Below are 18,055 nucleotides of genomic sequence, written 5' to 3'. Positions count from 1 at the left end.
ACTGCTCGCCCCTGTTCCCTCCAAACCCGGAGTAAAGCGATGAACGACAACAGACATCAGGATGGCATCCATCCCTTCCCGGCTGTGATGCAGACGCGGACGATCGAAACCAACGGCGCCAAGATCCATGTACGCGTCGGCGGTCATGGCCCGGCGGTCGTCATGCTGCACGGCTTCGGCACAACCGGCGACATGTGGGGGCATCTGGCGAGTGCACTCATCGAAGGCCACACGATCATCGTGCCGGACCTGCGTGGGTTGGGCCTCTCGTCGAAGCCTGATGGCGGCTACGACAAGAAGAATCAGGCGGCGGACGTGGTCGGCGTCATGGACGCCCTGGGTGTGCGTACGGCCGAACTGGTGACGCACGACATCGGCATCATGGTCGGCTTCGCGGTTGTCGCCACCCACCCCGAGCGTGTGAGCCGATGGGTAGCGATCGATGCGCCGCTGCCCGGCGTCGGCCCCTGGGATCAGATCACACAGGATCCAGCCATGTGGCACTTTGGCTTCGGTGGTCAGGACATGGAGCGCCTAGTCGCCGGCCGCGAGCGCATCTATCTCGACCGCTTCTGGAACGAACTTTCCCGGGACGGGAGGCGGTTTGATGAAGCGAAGCGCCAGCATTATGCAACGCTCTATGCGCAACCTGGCGCAATGCGAGCGAGCTTTGCCCAGTTCCTGGCGTTCAGCCAGGATGCGGCCGACAACAGGACGTTCCTTGCGCAGGGCAAGCTTCAGATGCCGGTCTTGGCCCTGGGTGGCGAAGCGACGTTCGGCCCGATGATCGGCGCGGTGATCCGGTGTGTCGCCGATAACGTCGAAGACGTCATCATCCCGGATTGCGGACACTGGATCACGGAAGAGCAGCCGCAGGCGACGACAGACCTGGTCGTCGACTTCCTACGTCGAGCTCGTTGACGAGCGGCCCCTGCCTTCGAGACGGGTTTCCATCCAGGCTGACGGCGCATGGCGGCGACTAGAGCGTTTTCGAGCGAAGTGGACACCGGTTCGCGTGAAGAAAACGCGCCAAAACAAGGAGCTAGAGCATTTCCGCAATTCGGAGACACGCGGAAATGCTCTAGGATGCCCCATGCCAGAGGTAAGCCGTCACTTCTGCGCGTGCGTGATCAGATTGTCGCGGAGCTTGACGACCGCCTTCTGCGTCCCTGCAAACTCATCGGCATCCATGCCGGTCGCCTTAACCAATGTCCTCTGCGCTCCCTTCTCGCGCAGGCGGCGCCCTTCCTCGGTCAGGCTGACGATGACCTGCCGCTCATCGTCGGGATCGCGTCGGCGGCGCAGATAGCCCAGTTCCTCGAGCTTCTTGAGCATTGGCGTCAGCGTGTTCGATTCGAGGAACAGCTTCTCGCCCAGGCTCTTGACCGTCTGGCTGTCCTCCTCCCACAGGGCCACGATCGCGATCCACTGGGTATAGGTGAGGCCGAGCGCCTCGAGGATCGGCTTATAGGCCCGGCCATAGGCGAGATTGGCCGAATAGACCGCAAAGCACATGAAATCGGCGAGCTTGGTCGTTGCAGGGCCAAGGGCCTTCGATTTGGTCATGGACATCTCCGCTCCGGCACGGGCCGGGTACGGCCAATATAGATCGCATGCGATTAAATCGGAAGAGGGTTGACAATCCGAGGCACGCCGCCCAATTACATCGCATCCGATTCAAGCGGATACGATTCAAGCGGATACGATTATAATAGAAAGGATGCCGCCATGACCACCAAGGTCCTCTATACCGGCAAGACCCACACCACCGGCGGGCGTGAAGGCGCCGCTCGCAGCTCCGACGGCCGTCTCGACATCGCCCTCTCCTCGCCCGGCTCGTCGGGCGCCGGCACCAATCCCGAGCAGCTCTTCGCCGCCGGCTGGTCCGCCTGCTTCATCGGCGCGCTCGGCCTTGCCGCCGGCGCACGCAAGATCCGGCTTCCCGCCGACACGGCCGTCGATGCCGAAATCGATCTCGCCAATACCGACGGGGCCTATTTCCTGCGCGCCCGGCTCGATGTCAGCCTTCCCGGCATCGAGCCCGAGATCGCCCAGTCGCTGGTCGAAGCCGCGCACCAGACCTGCCCGTATTCCAAGGCCACGCACGGCAATATCGAGGTGGTGACCACCGTCGTCTGACCATTTGCACGGCTCCGGCGACCGCATTCCCATCGCGGCAAGGGTTCGCAGCAAGGGTGCGGCCGCCCGGCCGGCAGGTTCTCCCGAGTCGGCAAGTCCTCTCGAGCCAGACAATGGGGCCCGGCCTTGGCTTCCAACTCCACGCCGACGCAGATCTTGCACTGACAAGGAGGGCACCGATGTCCCTTTTCATCCCAGCCTATCTCGCGGGCGTGCTGACGATCCTCTCGCCCTGCATCCTCCCGGTCGTGCCGTTCGTCCTGGCGCAGGCGAACCGGTCCTTCCCCCGCCAGTCCTTCCGTCGCAATGGCTTGCCGATGCTGCTGGGGCTGGCTTTTGCATTCGCCGCGGTGGCGAGCCTCGCAGCAGTCGCCGGGGGCTGGGCTGTCCAAGCGAACCGCTTCGGGCGCGCCGTCTCGCTGGTCCTGCTCGCCGGCTTCGGACTCGGCCTGATCTTTCCATCGCTCGCCGCCCGGTTCGCCTCGCCGCTGGTGGGGGCTGGATCGCGGCTGGCGGCATGGGCCGAGGGCGGACGGACACAGAGAGGACGAGCGCAGGGCAAACAGGCGGGCACGCTCTCATCGGTCGTGCTCGGCGTGGCCACCGGACTGCTCTGGACGCCCTGCGCCGGCCCGGTGCTGGGGCTGATCCTCTCGGGCGCGGCGTTGAGCGGGCCCGGTCCGCAGACCAGCGCGCTCCTGCTCGCCTACGGCCTCGGCGCCGCCACCTCGCTGGCCGCCGCCATTCTCGCCGGGCGGCAACTCCTCGCCCGCCTGCGGCCTTCGCTGCTCTGGGTCGAGCGGGCACGCCGGCTCACTGGGGCCGCCGTCGTCGGCAGCGTGGCGCTGCTGGGACTAGGCCTCGACACCAGCCTGCTGCAGCGCCTCTCCGCCGAGCAGACCTCAAAGCTGGAGAACACGCTCATGACAAGCATCGCAAATCCGCTTGGCGGCTTCGGGCAATCCGCCAACGCCGCCGTCCCCGATACCTTGTCAGGTCCACTCGCTGCGCTGCTCGACAGGCCGGGCTGGATCAACGCGCCGCCGCTTCGCGCCGACGCGCTGCGCGGCAAGGTCGTCGTCGTCAGTTTCTGGACCTATTCCTGCATCAACTGCCTGCGCGCGCTGCCGCATCTGAAGGCCTGGGCGGACAGATACAAGGATCAAGGCCTCGTCGTCGTCGGCGTCCATGCGCCGGAATTCGCCTTCGAACGGGATCGCGACAATGTGGCCCGGGCCAGCATGTCGCTCGGCGTGGGTTATCCGGTCGTGCTCGACAATGATTTCCGCATCTGGCGGGCCTTCGGCAATGCCGGCTGGCCCGGCATCCATATCGTCGGCGCCGACGGCCGGATCCGCCATCAGGCAACCGGCGAAGGCCGCTACGACCAGTCCGAGCAAATCATCCGGCGCCTGCTGTCCGAAGCAAACGCGACCGGCACCGCCGGCTCCAGCCAGCCGGTCGAAGGCCAGGGCACCCAGAAGCAAGCGGATTGGAGCAATCTCCGTTCGCCCGAAACCTATCTCGGCCATGACAAGGCCGAGCGCTTCGCCTCGCCCGGCTCGCTCACCCCGAACGAACCGCGCGAATACCGGCATCCCGCCGCGCTGCCGGCGAATGCCTGGAGCCTGTCGGGCAACTGGACGGTCGGCCCCGAATTCGCCGCGCTGAACCAGGCCGGAGGTGGTTTGCGCTATCGCGTCCATGCCCGCGACCTGCATCTCGTGCTGGTTCCGGGCTCGCCCGACCGCCCGGTCCGGTTTCGCGTCAGGATCGACGGCGCCGCGCCGGGAGCAAGCCACGGCTCGGACATCGACGAGCAGGGTTTGGGCACCGTCCGCGACGGGCGGCTCTACCAGCTCGTGCGCCAGGCCGGCCCGGTCACGGATCGGACCGTCGAGATCGAGTTCCTCGATCCGGGCGTGCGCGCTTACGCCTTCACCTTCGGCTGAGGGCGCCGACCCGGCGCACCCTTCAAGACACCCCGACAACCCCAGGAGAATGACAATGCAGCCTTCCCGCTCCGCTGAACCCGTCGACCAGAACCGTCGCCGCCTGCTGGCAAGCGCGGCCGCCGCGCTCGCGGCCATGCAGCTTGGTCCGATCAGCCCGGCTCTCGCCCAGCCGGCGGCAGCGCCACCGCGCGCCTCCGGCTTCCCCGCCCTCAAGCAGATCGAGGCCGGGGTCCTCAATATCGGCTATGTCGATGCCGGCCCGAGCGACGGCACCGTCGTCATCCTGCTGCATGGCTGGCCCTACGACATCCACAGCTACATCGATGTCGTGCCCGTGCTGGCGGCCAGGGGTTACCGCGTGATCGTGCCGCATCTGCGCGGCTACGGCACGACCCGGTTCCTGTCGGATGCGACGCCGCGGAACGGACAGCAAGCGGCGCTCGCGGTCGACGTGATCGCGCTGATGGACGCCCTCAAGATCGAGAAGGCCGTGCTCGGCGGCTACGATTGGGGGGCGCGCACCGTCAACATCGTCGCGGCGCTCTGGCCGCAGCGCGTCAAGGCCATGGTCTCGGTCAGCGGCTATCTGATCGGCAGCCAGAGCGCCAACCGGATGCCGCTGCCGCCGAAGGCCGAGCAGGACTGGTGGTACCAGTACTATTTTGCGACCGAGCGCGGCCGGCTCGGCTATCAGCAGAACACGCATGATTTCGCGCGATTGATCTGGCAGACCGCATCGCCGCGCTGGGCCTTCGACGACGCGACCTTCGCGCGCAGCGCGGCCTCTCTCGACAATCCAGATCATGTCACGATTACCATCCACAACTACCGCTGGCGGCTTGGCCTGGCGGAGGGCGAGGCCCGCTATGACGATCTGGAGCAGCGGCTCGCCCAGGCTCCCACGATCGCCGTGCCGACCATCACGCTGGAAGGCGACGCCAACGGCGCACCGCATCCGGAGCCGGCAGCCTATGCCAGGAAGTTCTCGGGCTGGTATCAGCACAGGCCCCTCTCCGGCGGGATCGGCCACAACCCGCCGCAGGAGGCGCCCGCAGCCTTTGCCGAGGCGATCATCGCGGTCGATCGCGCTTGAACCCGGTCGGGGAATGACAGAGTTTAAGCGTCTCGGAGGGGCGCAAGGCGTGCATGGGCATGGATCGCATCGATGCGATGAGGGTGTTCATCGCCGCCCTCGATGAAGGAAGCCTCGCCAAAGCGGGGCGTCTGCTCGGCCGCTCCCCGGCGGCGGTCAGCCGCGCGGTCGCCTTCCTCGAGCAACAGGTCGGCGCCACGCTGCTGCACCGGACCACCCGGGCGATCAGGCTCAGCGAAATCGGCGAGCGCTATGCCGCGGCTTGCCGGCGTGTCCTCGCCGAGCTGCAGGAGGCCGAGGCCGTGGGGGCAGATGAGCGCGTCGCTCCCCACGGCACCCTGACGATCACGGCGCCGCCGATCAGCGGCGAGGAGATCCTGCGCCCGATCATCGACGCCTATCTCGAGGCTTTCCCCGCCGTCTCGGTCAATCTCGTCCTGCTCGTGCGCAGCGCGAACCTGATCGAGGAAGGCATCGACATCGCGCTACGTATCCTGGAGCTGCCGGATTCCGCGATGACGGCCATCCGCATCGGCGGCGAGGTCAAGCCGGTGATCGTCGCCTCGCCGCGCTATCTGAGCCAGCATCCGCGCATCGACGAGCCCGCCGACCTGACCAGGCACAGCATCATTGCTTGCACCGATTTCGGGCGTGAGGCCTGGGTCTTTCCGCCAGCGAAGGGCGGTTCCATCCCCCGCTCCATCCCGTTCAAGCCAAGGCTGACGGTCAACAGCGTCAGGGCGGCGCTGGGCGCGGCTGTGGGCGGGCTCGGCGTCACGCGCCTGCTCTCCTATCATGTCGCCGAGCGTGTGCAGGACGGCTCGCTCACCCTGCTCCTGCGAGACGCCGAGCCGCCGGCCCGCCCGGTCAATCTGGTGCTGCCGCAGGGCCGCTCCTCGGTTCCCAAGGTCCGTGCCTTCCTGGACTTCGCGGTGCCACGCCTGCGCGCCGACTTCGCCCGGCTCTCGGCCGAGTCCACCGCGATGCGTGGCTGAGATGCATGGCTGACAAGAAGCATTCTTCCACTTTACGGAAGAATGCCTGCCGAACGACGGGCATTCAGCCGACCCGCGAAATCACCAAAATGATCCTCACCAGGCCAGACGGGCCGGGCAGCGGCGATTTCGCTCGCTGTCGAAGAGATGAGGATCATCATGAGCAACGAACGGAAGGTGGCCATCGTCACCGGCGCTTCCCAGGGCATCGGGGCTGCGCTGGTGAAGGGATTTCGCGACCGCAACTATCGCGTCGTCGCGACGTCGCGCTCGATCAAGCAGGGCAGCGACCCCGAGATTCTCGCCGTTCCCGGCGACATCGCCGATCCGGCGACGGCCGAGGCGGTCATCCGCGAGGCGCTCGCGCGCTTTGGACGGATCGACACGCTGGTGAACAATGCCGGCGTCTTCATCGCCAAGCCCTTCACCGACTACACCGCTGCCGATTTCGAGAGCAAGATCGCGACCAATCTCGCCGGCTTCTTCCACATCACGCAGCAGGCCGCGGGCGCGATGCTGAAGCAGGGCTCAGGCCATATCGTCAGCATCACGACCAGCCTGACCGATCATGCGATCGCCGGAGTCCCGACCGTTCTCGCCAATCTGACCAAGGGCGGCATCAATTCGGCGACGAAGGCGCTCGCCATCGAATATGCGGGCCGGGGTATCCGCGTGAACGCCGTCTCGCCGGGCGTGATCAAGACGCCGATGCATCCGCCGCAGACGCATGAATTCCTTGCCGCGCTCCATCCGGTGAAGCGGATGGGCGAGATCCGCGACATCGTCGAGGCCGTGCTGTTCCTGGAGAGCGCGGGCTTCGTCACCGGCGAGATCCTGCATGTCGATGGCGGCCAGAGCGCCGGACACTGAGGAGGGGGACACACCATGCCGATTGTCACCATCCAGGTCACGCGGGAGGGCTCGGGCCCCGGCCGCAGCTCGGTCACGCCCGAGGAGAAGGCGCAACTCATCGCCGGCGTCAGCCAGCTTCTGCTCGATGTGCTGCACAAGCCTGTAGACGCGACCTTCGTCGTGATCGAGGAGGTGGAGCTCGAAAACTGGGGCTGGGGCGGCTTGCCCGTCCCCGAATACCGCAAGCGCGCGGCGAGCTAGTTTCGCCGACGTCCCGCCCCACCCTGTCTCCGACACAGCGTTGAAGGAAACCGCCATGACCACGTCAAGCCAGACGCGACTGCTCGACCTTCTCGGCGTCGAGCTTCCGATCATCCAGGCGCCAATGGCGGGCTCCTCGACGCCGGAGATGACTATTGCGGTCAGCGAGGCCGGCGGACTCGGCTCCCTGCCGAGCGCCCAATATGACGAAAGCGGGCTGCGGGCGGCGCTGGACCGGGTGCGGGCCGGCACGCGCCGTCCGATCAATCTCAATTTCTTCAGCCACAACAACCCGGCCGACGATCCGCAGCGCCAATCCGCCTGGCTCAAGCGCCTCGCCGGCTACTATGTCGAGGCCGGGCTCGACCCCGACATGCCCAAGCCGGCCACGGGGCGCACCCCCTTCGACGCGATGGCGGCAGGCGTGGTCGAGGACTACAGGCCGGAGGTCGTCAGCTTCCATTTCGGGCTGCCGTCGGCCGATCTGCTCGAGCGCGTGAAGCGCACCGGAGCGAAGATTTTGTCCTCCGCGACCACGGTCGCCGAGGCGCGTTGGCTCGCTGAGCGCGGCGTCGATGCGGTCATCGCCATGGGCGCCGAGGCTGGCGGCCATCGCGGCAGCTTCCTGACCGACAGGATGTCCGAGCAGATCGGCACCTTCGCACTGGTTCCGCAGGTCGTCGATGCCGTCTCCGTCCCGGTGATCGCAGCCGGGGGCATTTTCGACCGGCGCGGCGTCACCGCCGCCTTCGCGCTCGGCGCCGCCGCCGTGCAGGTGGGCACCGCCTATCTGTTCACGCCCGAGGCAAAAATCTCACCAATCTACCGCAAGGCGCTCGGCATGGGCGAGCGGCCGACAGCGCTCACCAACCTGTTCACCGGCCGGCCGGCGCGCGGCATCGTCAACCGCGCCATGGCGGAGCTTGGACCGCTCTGCGACCTCGCACCGCCCTTCCCGACCGCCGGCACAATGCTGGGGCCGCTGCGCAGCGCCGCGGAAGCCGCAGGCCGCGACGACTTCAGCCCGCTATGGGCCGGGCAATCCTTCCCGCTCGCCCGGCAGATGCAGGCGGCAACATTGACCAGAATGCTCGCGGGCGCGGAAATCTAAAGGTTCCGTGCATGGGGCCTGGCATCCGGGCCGCGCCGACGTCGGGGTTGGCATGTCGCTTTGAAGCGGCCCATGCCCTGGTCGCAACAAGTCAGGCCTGTCGCGAAAGTCAGACTTGTCGCGAAAGTCAGACCTGCGGCCAGCCCCGGCCATTGTGCCACATCCCCAACCGGACTGTGGGAAAGCAGACGCTGCCAGCGTCTAAAGGGGTCAAGAGCGGCAGCTGGGCGGCCCTGGGAAAGCGGAGATTTGCGTCCCGGCTGGTGCAGCGCCATGCTGGCAGCCCATGGCTGAAACAGTCGAAGCGTCATGGGGGGTTTTCGAAGCGCCATGGAACCCTCTGAAGGGTCCCGGAACTCTTCGAAATGCGTTCAGGAATTCGTGGCAACCCGTTGCGATCATCGCGACACTGGTTGCCTGCAGCTCACGATTACAGGAGGCGTCGTTGCAAGGACAATTCGCGGCGGCGCTGCTGATGCTGGCCTTGGTCGATGCCTTGCCCGCGTCTGCCCAGACGCGGCCGGAGACGGGCTCGCCCCGGGCTCTCTACCAGATCGGCGCGGCCAGCGAGGCGGCGGCGCGCTGCCGCGGTCTCGCACTCGTCGACACAGGGTCGCAGGCGCAAGCCTATCGCGACGCCAAGGCCCATCCCGACACCAAGGCCGGAGCCATCTCGTCGCGAGCGATTGTGATGGGCGGCGCGGACTTCGCCAAGGAGTTCTCCGCAGCTTACGCCAAGGGCCTGGAACAACAGGTCTGCGACAGATATCTGCGGCGCTACCCCTGGCTGCTGACGCGTCGCTGAATGGGCTCGCGCGACCATAGCAGCGCGGTCGCGCAGAGCGCGTAGGCGACCGCCAGCAGCACGTAGAAGACCCATGTCGAGAACGACTCCGGCGCAGATCTCGGCAAGGGCGACAGGCCGGTTCCCAGCAGGATCAGGAATGTGGTGAGCGCCCCGCCATAGACTTTGCCCATTGGCGAGGGCATCGCGGCCCGGCCTCCCGCTCAGCGCAACGGCCTGTGGCGGCAAGTCGCCCGCGGCTCCGGCGGGCTCCGGCAAGGCGGCATGGGCCAGCCAGGACAGCACGACGCCGCTGACGCTGCGCTGGAACAGGATCATGATCATGCTCTGGTCGAGGTCGCCATGGAGCAGATCGAGCAACGGCACCATGACCGAGATAACCAACGACAGGAAGATCGCCGGTGCAAGACGTCGATGTCGATATCGGGCGCTGCCAGGAAGATCGAGCCGAGCTTGCCGCTATCAGGCGGGCGTCCGGAGATCTTGATCTGCCGAAGCGCCTCGACGGTCACCCGGCTGCCCATCGAATGCGCGAGGATGTCGACCTGCTCGGTGTCGCTGGCAAAGATCAGGCGTATGGTGCGTTCGAGATCGTCCCGCGCCGTCGTGGCGCTGTTGTTGAGGGCATAGCGTTGGTTTCTCGCTGAACAACGCTAAAGCGCATCAGATCGTGAACACCACATCGCTGGAGCCCCGAACATCTCACTTGGGTGGGTTGCTGGCATCCGCCTTTGCCGCGGAATTGGTCCGAACCGCGCCCCTTCCTGACGTTGAGAGATTATCCAAAACCGGGCGTTCCCGATCAGCCGAAGCTGCGTCTCATCCCGGCCCGAGTAAGTCATTCGATCAGCTATTGTGTTGCAACCGAAATTGGCCATTAATCCTGCATCTCGCGCAGTCACGCATTCATATCTTTCTTATTTTTCAGCTCGAATCCGGAGGCCTGCAACAGGCCTCAAGCCAGATTACTTTTGGTAATGGAGAAGCCTGATGTTGAAGAAAATGAGCTTGATCTTTGCAGTCTCGCTGGCGGTGGCAGGCTGCGCGACCGACCCGATTGTGACAAGCCAGACAGTAACCGTCGCCGGTGTCGGGCCAGTGGAGGTCGAACAGCTTGATGTCGAGATCGTCGATGTGGAGCCCGCTGAGCGCATGGTGGTCGTCCGGCAGGGCCGCCAAACATGGCCTGTCGCGGTGCCGGAAATGTTTGGCAATCTGCAAAATATCAACGCCGGTGACAGGGTCCAGATCCGGCGCGTCGAAGGCGTTATCCTTGGGCTAAAGCGCGCTCGGAAGGGTGCCAAGCCGGCAATCATCTATACCGAGGCGGTCAGCGGCCCCAGTTTCCAGAACCTGCCGGACAAATTCGTCGTGCGAACACTGACGGTGACAGCGAGGCTCGAGAGTTTCGATCCGGCGACAGGCATTGCCAGCTATGTCGGGCCGGCCGGACCACGGACCCGTACCGTGTCGGATCCCGTTATCCAAAACGATATCAGGCGCATGAAGCGTGGCGACATGGTCGAGCTTACCTTCGCCGAAGGCTTCCACTTCCAGAAGTATTGAGCTCGTCGGTTTCCCGCCGCATGCGGATGAATACGCTGGGTGCAAGCTCCAATTCGAATGGAGGCGAGCATCGCGCCTGACGATGGTCCATGGTCCGACCAGGAGCAGAGACGGCCAGCTTTGAACGACTGGCGCTTCGATCATTTTGAAGAAGCGTCAGTCTACGAAGTGCGGTCGCTGCGCCCGCACTTCGTAGACTTGTTATTTTAACGGACTCACTTCGAGAGTGACCTTGTTGATCTTGCCGGTGAACCAGGTCTCCGAGCCGATGCCGATGCCCTCGGCCACGGGCGCCTGGTTGTCGATGCCGACATCGGCGGTCTCGTCAGCCGAGAAGATATTGGGCTGTGTCCTTTCAACACGTTCTTCCGCCACGGTTTTCCCGCTCACGGAGAGCGTCGCCTTGCCTCCCTTGCCGAGGCCGCCGCCATCATAGGCAAAGTCGAGGGTGACCGTAGCGGGCCCCCGCGGCAGTGAATCCGTCGACACGCACGACATGAGTAAAGCGCTCCTCGGGTTGATGGCGTTCCGAGCCCATCTTGAAGGTGCCTGCGGGGATAAACGCCATGCCGGCGGTGCCATCACTATTTGGGGGCAGACCCGCATGTGCAGCACAGCTTCCAAGTTCCGCACGCGCCGCTTGCTGTTCGAGGCCGGTTGCGAAGGCGCCGGCCATGACGCTGGCCAGCACCGTTCCGACGCAAACGCAGCCGATCAACCAGCCGCGAGTTGCCATGGCTTTGGTCCTCGACATTGATGCGCAGTTGGACGTTATCGGTCTCATCTCGCCGGAAAGCAGCGAGAACCGAAGCCGGAGCTCAGCGCCGTCCGGCGCGATTGACCGGCCCGCCGCGGTTCATCGGCGTGCCCGGGCGGATGCCGACGCCTGCCGCGCCGAGACCCGGCGTGACCACCGCACGGCGAGCGACGGGTGCTCCGACCCGGGCGACGCAGCCCTTCGGGATGCCGACCGTCTTGCAGTAGACGACCGCTTCCGCGGGCTGGATTTGCGCCATGGTCATGAAGCCGCCCAGCATTGCCGCGGCCGTGAGGATTGCGCGCTTCGTCGTCATGGGGTTCTCCTCCACTGGTTTGAGCGACGTCTCGAACAGGCACCGCTGCTCTGGGTCGGCTTCGGCTCGCGCGACTATTGTGCGATGATCTTCAGCGGCAGGCCGAGGATCTTGATCGGCAGCGAAACGATCGTGCCGAGGGAGTCTCCCACCGCCTCCGCGGCGGCGCCGGGCTTCTGGTCGACGCCCTGCGCCAAGGCACGCTCCAGCTGCGGCGCGATGGCCGCAAGCTGGGCGAACTTGCCGTGATTGCTCGAGTCCGTCGCCTTGACGTCCGACAGATCGATGACGACGGCGCCAAGCTCGGCGAGCTCCGCCGTGTTGCTCCCGGCGCCGAGACGCTCCTGGCCGCCGGCGATGAAGCGCGAGGCGCCGAGCGCCTTGTCGTCCTTCGACAGGACGATGAAGAACGGCTTTTTGGGCTTGCCGAAGCGCCGCATCTGCGACTTGAAGACATCGACGTCGATATCGGGCGCCGCCAGCACGAGGTTGCCGAGCTTGCCGATCTGCGCCAGCCCGCCGGAGATCTTGATCTGCCGCAGCGCCTCGACCGTAACCCAGTTGCCCATCGAATGGGCCAGGATGTTCACCTCCTCGGCATCGCTGGCGAAGATCAGGCGGATGGTTCGCTCGAGATCGTCGCGCGCCGTCGTCGCACTGTTGTTGTCGTAGACGTATTGCGTCAGCTCACCGCGCGACGCCCAGGTGAACAGCACTGGCACGGCGGGCGACTTGGCGTCGTGAATGACCTGGGTGAAGCGATAGAGCCCCTCGGCGAACATCGTGTTGTAGCCGTGGATGAATAGCAGCACCTTGCGGCTGCCGCGCGGACGCGCCGCGAGCTGGGCGTTGAGCGACCGGACGAACGCCTTCTCCCCGTCGAGATAGCCGGCCCGGCGGACGACGAAATCGGTCTGGGCATTGCCCGGCGCCGTCGAGGCCCATTCGATTTCGCTCGGCTTGTGTCCGGGGGGCACCGAGACCTCGATCCCTGCGAAATCGAGAGGTGTCGCGCGCTCGCCACCGAAGAAGGTGCCCGGTCGCTCGTCCCGTTTGCGGGTCGTTGCAACCAGGATCGTGTGAGCCGTCCCTTCTGCGTTGATTGCGGCGACCGGAGCGAGAAAACCGGTCTCCGGCCGGCTCCCACAACCTGAGCCGAGCGCCGCCACGGCAAGCGCTGCGATGAGCCAGGTTCGAATTCTGATGTGAGCCGCTGCGGCCATGAGCACAGTCGTCGCCTTCGCTTTACTGGAAGAGGCCTCGATGACCGGGCCTATCACCGGCAGCGAGTGGTCACACGCCCATAGGCGTCTGCAGAGGGCACTGTGCCGGGAGGAGCGCGGCCCGTCGGAGAACAGCTCAGTTGGCTTCAAAGCGCAGGATCACCTTGCCTCTGCGTTTAGCAGAGGCGCGGCGGCGTGGCCTGTAGCATCCTGTATGTTCGGGGTGGCCGCAGCGCTCAATGCTGCGGGATTTCCGTCGCGGAGGCAGCCTCTGCCGCCGTCCCGGCCGGCAATGGAAAGCCGGCCTTCCGCGCGCCCTCGGCGAGGTGGATGGCATCGTCCGGCCGGTAGTTGCGCTTGGTCACCTCGTGCTCCCAGTTCTCGAAGAACTTCGGGATCAGGCGGAGGAACTCGCCCTTCGCCGCCGCCGCCTGCGGCTTCATCTCGAGCTGGGCGTAGATGATGGCGGCAACGAAATGGTATAGTGGGAACTTGTTCAGGCTGACCTGCCGGATCAGCGCTTCGGCCCGCCGATAGTCGCGCTGCATATAGGCGTGATGAGCCAGCACCCCGTTATAATAGTCGGAATGCGCGGGATTGCGGGCCAATGCCTGCTCCAGCAGCGCTGTGCCGCGAGCCCAGGCCCCGACTTGCCCCACGCGCGTGCCGAGCTCGGCGAGCAACTCGGTATCGTTCGGATTCAAGGCCATGGCCCGCTCGCCGATTTCGAGCGCCTCCGCCGGTTGCTGGGTGAAAAACAGCACCATCATGAGAGCCTGAAGCGCCCGGATGTTCGCCGGATCGAGCCGGATGGCGCGGCGGGCCGCGTCTGTCGAACGCTGAATGGCTGTTGACGAGCCCGGCTTCGGGTTGAAGCCGAAGCGATCCTCGTCGAGATACAGGATCGACAGCATCGCCCAGGCGGTTGCATAGCCAGGATTGGTGGCGGTGGCCTGTTCGAGGCAACCGCGAACCGCGCTGTGGCTCTCGGCGGAGAGTGCGGTTCGATAGCCATAGAACTTGAGGGAGCAGGCATAGGCATCGAGATTGTCCGGCGCTTTTGCGCCGATCCGTAGTCCGTCGGCCTGGAAGATGATGCCATAGGGTTGCGCGATGGCCGTGGCGACCTTCTGCGCCACATCCTTCTGAATCGTAAGGAGATCGTGCACGCGCAGGTCGGCGTCATAGCTCTGCGACCACAACACCGCCCCTGTCCTGGCATCGAGCAGCCGGCCCGTGACGCGCAGTTGATGGGTCGCGGCGCGAACGCTTCCCTCCAGCACATATCTGGCACCAAGCGCGCGATGGATCTGCGCGATATCGGCGCCGGGCAGGATGTTCCGGGAGGTTTCGCGCCCAAGGACCGACAATTCCTTGAAGCGCGCGACCTGGCTCATCACCTCCTCGGTCAACCCTTCGGCATAGATCTTCGCCTCCGGGATATCGCCGAGATTGACGAACGGCATGACGGCAAGGGTCGGCCCCGCCGGGGCTTCTATCGTCGGCTTTGGAACATCGCGTGAGCCGCTCGGCAGGGCGATACCGATGAACACAGCGGCGGACATGGCGACGCCGGCTCCGAGCCAGGCCATGCGCCGTGGTAGAGGCTGAAGGCTGACCTTGTCGGGCGGCGGCAAGCTTGGCACGAGGGGCAGGACCTGCTGCGCTGCCCGAAGCTCAAAGAATGGCACATAGCCGCCCTTCGGGATCGAAATCACGATGGAATCGGTCAAGCCGGCGATCAGATAGTAGCGCTCCAGCGCGCGGCGCAGCCGTCCGGCCTCGATGCGAACGACCGGATCGTTCTGAGCATCGAAGCCGGGATCACGCTCGAAGACTTTGGTTCCGACCGTATAGGCCTTGATGCGGGCCGCGCGTCCCGCCAGCGATTCTTCGACGATATAGCGCAGGAACTTCTTGGCTCGGCCCGGGACATTGAATTCGGAACTTGCGAAGAGACGATCAAGCTCAGCGCGCACATCGTCCGCTGAAGGCTGCGGTCGCGCTTGGGGCGGCTCATCGGCAATGCTGCGGCCGTCGAGCATAGGATCGCCTTTCCTGATCCGTCGCAACATTACGCTAGTGTAACCTACCGTAAACTACTCCCAGGTTGCCGGCTACAGGGCAATGCTGACGGATCAAGAGACGCCGCAACCGCATCACCTTGAGAAGGTGTCTGGTTTTCATCATGGATCGAAACCTGCTGGTCGCCGTCGCCCATTTTCCGGATCGGGGACATGCCATTGAGGAACTTGCCAGGACGAACGAGGAATTCTGTTCGCTTTGCAGCGATCTCGCCGAGGCCAAAGCAGCCCTTCTGCGCTGGGAGCAATCGTCCTCCCCCGTGAGGGAGGCTCGCACCACCGAATATCGCGGTCTGATGAACGACCTAGCGGCCGAGGTCGAGGCGACACTGGATCGCTATCGATAGCGCGCAGCCGCTGGAAATCAGTCGTTCGTTTCCGTTTCATGATCAGGCCGAGCTGGCTTTGATCCCTAAATCAGATCGTCAGAGCTCATGGAGCCGATATGCGCCGAAACGACGGGTTCACATACCGCGCCACCCTGCACGGCGTGTTCTCCAGCATCGCCTATCCTTTTGAGCGCATCGGATGCCCATCGCAGCGCTCAAATCCGCCATCCCGCCCGGCCCCCGAACCGACCGGCGATTCCGCGCAAGTCCAAGGCCCCCAAGACAACCATCCGGAGACCATCATGATTGTCAGGATCGCCGCCCTCGTTCTGAGCTTCCTGCTGGCCAGCGGGAGTGCCTACGCACAAGCCCGTCCCAGCGGGCCGCCCAGCGCCACCGTTCGCATCAAGCAGCTCCAGGTCGCCTTCATCGGCTCCGGGGCGATCGGCGGTGGCACGCTCCGCTTCCACAACCGCAGCTACGACATCACCGTCGGCGGGCTCGGCATCGGCGGCATCGGCGCGTCGCGGCTCACGGCGACCGGCTCCGTCTATGGCCTGAACCAGGTCGAAGACATCGCCGGCGCCTATGTCCAGATCCGCGAGGGCTGGGCGATCGGCGGCCAGGGCCGCGGCACGCTCTGGCTGCGCAACGCCAAGGGCGTGATGATGCGTCTCGCAACGCAAAGGAGGGGCCTCCAGCTCTCATTGGGCGCCGACGGGGTCCTGATCGGATTCAAGCAGTAGACCCTGCCCGTCAGCCTCCTGAAGCCAGGGAAGTCGCCATGAACCCCGCCATGAACCCCGCCGCCCCTCACCACCTGCCGAGCTTCATCACCGCACCGGGCGGAACGGACCACCTGATGGTGGTCGCGGCGTTCACCCTCGTCGGAGCGGTGCTGGGCATCGGCCTGCTCTTCCTGCGCCTGCACACCCTGCCGGAGCGGATGGCGCACAAGACGCACAAGATCCAGTTCGAGATCGTCGCCGTTCTCGGGCTGCTCGCGCTCTTCACGCATGTCCATGCCTTCTGGGTCGCCGGGCTGCTGCTCGCGCTGATCGACCTGCCCGACATTCCAGGGATGTTCGGCCGGATGGCCGGCTCCCTCGAGAAAATGGCCAATATCGCGCCGGGCCGGGGCGGCGACGCGGCATCGGATGCGGAGACCGCCGTGCCAGGGCCGGACGGGACCGTGCCGGTCGCGGGCGCCGGCATCGAGGAGAAGAACCATGCTTGAGCTTCTGGTCTGCGCGTTCTTCACCCTCCTTCCCGACTATCTCTATCGTCGCTACCGCCAGGGCAAACGGTTCGGCCGCGAGCTCACGCTCTATTCGGTCTGGTTCGAGTTGCGCTGGGGTCTCGTCACCTGCGTGATGCTGACGGTCGGCCTGATCACCGTGATCTTCTACAACCACCCCTCCACGACCAGCGCCACGGTCTTCTTCCGGACGGTCCCGATCGTGCCGGAGGTCAATGGCCGCGTCGCGCAGATCCATGTCGGCTTCAGCCAGACGGTCGCCAAGGGCGCACCGATCTTCACGCTCGACAGCAGCACGCAGGAGGCGGCCGTTGAGGCGGCGCGGCGCAAGATCGCCGAGGCCGATGCCGCGCTCGTCGTCGCGAAGGCTGATATCCTGGCCGATGAAGGCAAGATCCTGGAGGCGAAGAGCGCCCTGCAGCAGGCCATGGACGAGTTGCAGACCAAGAACGAGCTGAAGCGTCGCAACGATGCCATCGTCGCGACGCGCGAGATCGAACGGCTCGAGAACATCGTGGCGGGGCGCGAGGCTGCCGTCCTTTCGGCGACCGCCGCCAAGGACGCCGCCCAGGCGAAGATCGTCTCGCTCCTTCCCGCCGAACGCGCCAGCGCCACGGCCGCGCTCGCCCAGGCCGAGGTCGAGCTGCAGAAAACGGTCGTGCGCGCCGGCTTCGCCGGGCGCGTCGAACAGTTCACGCTGCGGATCGGCGACATCGTCAACCCCTTCATGCGCCCGGCCGGGATCATCATCCCGGAAGAGGCCGGGCGGGGCAGGTTGCAGGCCGGCTTCAACCAGATCGAGGCGCAGGTGATCAAGGTCGGCATGGTTGCCGAGGTCACCTGCATCTCGAAGCCGTGGGAGGTCATTCCGATGGTCGTGACGGGCGTGCAAGATTTCATCGCCGCCGGCCAGCTCAGAAGCGGCGAACAGCTGATCGATGCGCAGCAGGTGGTCCGGCCGGGAACGATCCTCACCTTCCTCGAGCCGCTCTACCAGGGCGGGCTCGACGGCGTGACGCCCGGCAGTAGCTGCATCGCCAATGCCTATAGCAGCAATCACGACGTGATCGCGGCGAAGGACACCGGCACGCTGCGCCGCATCGCCTTGCACGCGGTCGATGCGGTCGGGCTGGTACACGCCCTGCTGCTGCGCATCCAGGCGCTGGTGCTGCCGATCCAGACCCTCGTCTTCAGCGGCCACTGACAGCGAGCAGCAGAAACCGCTCGTGACGAAAGAGCCGCAGCCAGAGCATTTTCGAGCGAAGTGGACACCGGTTCACGTGAAGAAAATGCAGTAAAACAAGGAGGTAG

21 protein-coding genes are annotated in these 18,055 nt (G+C 65.4%); 14 read left to right on the top strand and 7 right to left on the bottom strand.

Annotation, left to right across the window (positions count from 1 at the left end):
* Window positions 1-39 precede the first annotated feature (39 nt).
* A complete protein-coding gene (locus ACSQ3P_RS02745; protein ID WP_436164120.1) occupies window positions 40-921 on the top strand; it encodes an alpha/beta fold hydrolase in 882 nt (293 codons plus the stop codon).
* A gap of 189 nt (window positions 922-1,110) precedes the next feature.
* On the opposite strand, the gene ACSQ3P_RS02740 is transcribed toward ACSQ3P_RS02745, so the two are convergent.
* Window positions 1,111-1,566, bottom strand: a complete 456-nt coding sequence (locus ACSQ3P_RS02740; protein WP_436164119.1) for a MarR family winged helix-turn-helix transcriptional regulator — start codon at window positions 1,564-1,566, stop codon at window positions 1,111-1,113.
* A gap of 162 nt (window positions 1,567-1,728) precedes the next feature.
* Here ACSQ3P_RS02740 and ACSQ3P_RS02735 point away from each other — a divergent pair, with 162 nt between their 5' ends.
* From ACSQ3P_RS02735 to ACSQ3P_RS02700, 8 genes are all read left to right on the top strand, one after another.
* On the top strand, window positions 1,729-2,139 hold the full coding sequence (locus tag ACSQ3P_RS02735; RefSeq protein WP_436164118.1) for an organic hydroperoxide resistance protein: 411 nt from the start codon (window positions 1,729-1,731) through the stop codon (window positions 2,137-2,139).
* A 179-nt stretch (window positions 2,140-2,318) separates the two neighbouring features.
* On the top strand, window positions 2,319-4,091 hold the full coding sequence (locus ACSQ3P_RS02730; RefSeq protein ID WP_436164117.1) for a redoxin domain-containing protein: 1,773 nt from the start codon (window positions 2,319-2,321) through the stop codon (window positions 4,089-4,091).
* A gap of 55 nt (window positions 4,092-4,146) precedes the next feature.
* A complete protein-coding gene (locus tag ACSQ3P_RS02725) occupies window positions 4,147-5,187 on the top strand; it encodes an alpha/beta fold hydrolase (RefSeq protein WP_436164116.1) in 1,041 nt (346 codons plus the stop codon).
* A 59-nt stretch (window positions 5,188-5,246) separates the two neighbouring features.
* Entirely contained in the window at window positions 5,247-6,182 is a 936-nt protein-coding gene (locus tag ACSQ3P_RS02720) for a LysR family transcriptional regulator (protein WP_436164115.1), read from the top strand.
* 159 nt (window positions 6,183-6,341) lie between these two features.
* Window positions 6,342-7,052 carry an SDR family NAD(P)-dependent oxidoreductase gene (locus ACSQ3P_RS02715; protein ID WP_436164114.1) on the top strand — a complete coding sequence of 237 codons (711 nt, stop codon included), beginning with the start codon at window positions 6,342-6,344 and terminating at the stop codon, window positions 7,050-7,052.
* A gap of 15 nt (window positions 7,053-7,067) precedes the next feature.
* Window positions 7,068-7,295 (top strand): tautomerase family protein, encoded by a 228-nt coding sequence (locus ACSQ3P_RS02710; protein ID WP_436164113.1) that lies wholly within the window; start codon window positions 7,068-7,070, stop codon window positions 7,293-7,295.
* Between the two features lie 55 nt (window positions 7,296-7,350).
* Entirely contained in the window at window positions 7,351-8,406 is a 1,056-nt protein-coding gene (locus ACSQ3P_RS02705) for an NAD(P)H-dependent flavin oxidoreductase (protein ID WP_436164112.1), read from the top strand.
* A 445-nt stretch (window positions 8,407-8,851) separates the two neighbouring features.
* Window positions 8,852-9,211, top strand: coding sequence for a hypothetical protein (locus ACSQ3P_RS02700; RefSeq protein ID WP_436164111.1), 360 nt, complete (start codon window positions 8,852-8,854; stop codon window positions 9,209-9,211).
* Here ACSQ3P_RS02700 and ACSQ3P_RS02695 read toward each other — a convergent pair.
* Both ACSQ3P_RS02695 and ACSQ3P_RS02690 read right to left on the bottom strand, forming a co-directional pair.
* The gene (locus tag ACSQ3P_RS02695; protein ID WP_436164110.1) at window positions 9,184-9,396 is read right to left on the bottom strand and encodes a hypothetical protein; all 213 of its coding nucleotides are present in this window, start codon (window positions 9,394-9,396) and stop codon (window positions 9,184-9,186) included. The genes ACSQ3P_RS02700 and ACSQ3P_RS02695 overlap by 28 nt on opposite strands.
* Before the next feature lie 135 nt (window positions 9,397-9,531).
* Window positions 9,532-9,780 (bottom strand): alpha/beta hydrolase, encoded by a 249-nt coding sequence (locus ACSQ3P_RS02690; protein ID WP_436165140.1) that lies wholly within the window; start codon window positions 9,778-9,780, stop codon window positions 9,532-9,534.
* A 421-nt stretch (window positions 9,781-10,201) separates the two neighbouring features.
* Between ACSQ3P_RS02690 and ACSQ3P_RS02685 the strand changes: the two genes are divergently transcribed.
* Window positions 10,202-10,777 carry a hypothetical protein gene (locus ACSQ3P_RS02685; RefSeq protein WP_436164109.1) on the top strand — a complete coding sequence of 192 codons (576 nt, stop codon included), beginning with the start codon at window positions 10,202-10,204 and terminating at the stop codon, window positions 10,775-10,777.
* Between the two features lie 201 nt (window positions 10,778-10,978).
* Here ACSQ3P_RS02685 and ACSQ3P_RS02680 read toward each other — a convergent pair whose 3' ends face one another.
* The 4 genes from ACSQ3P_RS02680 to ACSQ3P_RS02665 all read right to left on the bottom strand — a co-directional run bounded on the left by ACSQ3P_RS02680 (window position 10,979) and on the right by ACSQ3P_RS02665 (window position 15,052).
* The gene (locus tag ACSQ3P_RS02680; RefSeq protein ID WP_436164108.1) at window positions 10,979-11,275 is read right to left on the bottom strand and encodes a hypothetical protein; all 297 of its coding nucleotides are present in this window, start codon (window positions 11,273-11,275) and stop codon (window positions 10,979-10,981) included.
* A 320-nt stretch (window positions 11,276-11,595) separates the two neighbouring features.
* On the bottom strand, window positions 11,596-11,850 hold the full coding sequence (locus ACSQ3P_RS02675; protein ID WP_436164107.1) for a hypothetical protein: 255 nt from the start codon (window positions 11,848-11,850) through the stop codon (window positions 11,596-11,598).
* A gap of 74 nt (window positions 11,851-11,924) precedes the next feature.
* Window positions 11,925-13,073 (bottom strand): alpha/beta hydrolase, encoded by a 1,149-nt coding sequence (locus ACSQ3P_RS02670; protein ID WP_436164106.1) that lies wholly within the window; start codon window positions 13,071-13,073, stop codon window positions 11,925-11,927.
* 236 nt (window positions 13,074-13,309) lie between these two features.
* The gene (locus ACSQ3P_RS02665) at window positions 13,310-15,052 is read right to left on the bottom strand and encodes an adenylate cyclase (protein ID WP_436164105.1); all 1,743 of its coding nucleotides are present in this window, start codon (window positions 15,050-15,052) and stop codon (window positions 13,310-13,312) included.
* A gap of 209 nt (window positions 15,053-15,261) precedes the next feature.
* Between ACSQ3P_RS02665 and ACSQ3P_RS02660 the strand changes: the two genes are divergently transcribed.
* From ACSQ3P_RS02660 to ACSQ3P_RS02645, 4 genes are all read left to right on the top strand, one after another.
* Entirely contained in the window at window positions 15,262-15,504 is a 243-nt protein-coding gene (locus tag ACSQ3P_RS02660) for a hypothetical protein (RefSeq protein WP_436164104.1), read from the top strand.
* A 284-nt stretch (window positions 15,505-15,788) separates the two neighbouring features.
* Window positions 15,789-16,232 carry a hypothetical protein gene (locus ACSQ3P_RS02655; protein WP_436164103.1) on the top strand — a complete coding sequence of 148 codons (444 nt, stop codon included), beginning with the start codon at window positions 15,789-15,791 and terminating at the stop codon, window positions 16,230-16,232.
* 38 nt (window positions 16,233-16,270) lie between these two features.
* Window positions 16,271-16,723, top strand: coding sequence for a hypothetical protein (locus ACSQ3P_RS02650; RefSeq protein ID WP_436164102.1), 453 nt, complete (start codon window positions 16,271-16,273; stop codon window positions 16,721-16,723).
* Window positions 16,716-17,948, top strand: a complete 1,233-nt coding sequence (locus ACSQ3P_RS02645; RefSeq protein WP_436164101.1) for an HlyD family secretion protein — start codon at window positions 16,716-16,718, stop codon at window positions 17,946-17,948. The genes ACSQ3P_RS02650 and ACSQ3P_RS02645 overlap by 8 nt, the downstream gene beginning before the upstream one ends.
* Window positions 17,949-18,055: the final 107 nt, after the last annotated feature.

The organism is Allobosea sp. LjRoot9 (genome assembly GCF_964252745.1).
Taxonomy (GTDB): Bacteria; Pseudomonadota; Alphaproteobacteria; order Rhizobiales; family Beijerinckiaceae; genus Allobosea.
Note: the sequence above shows the minus strand (reverse complement) of the source record. Positions and strands in the feature narration are given on the sequence as shown.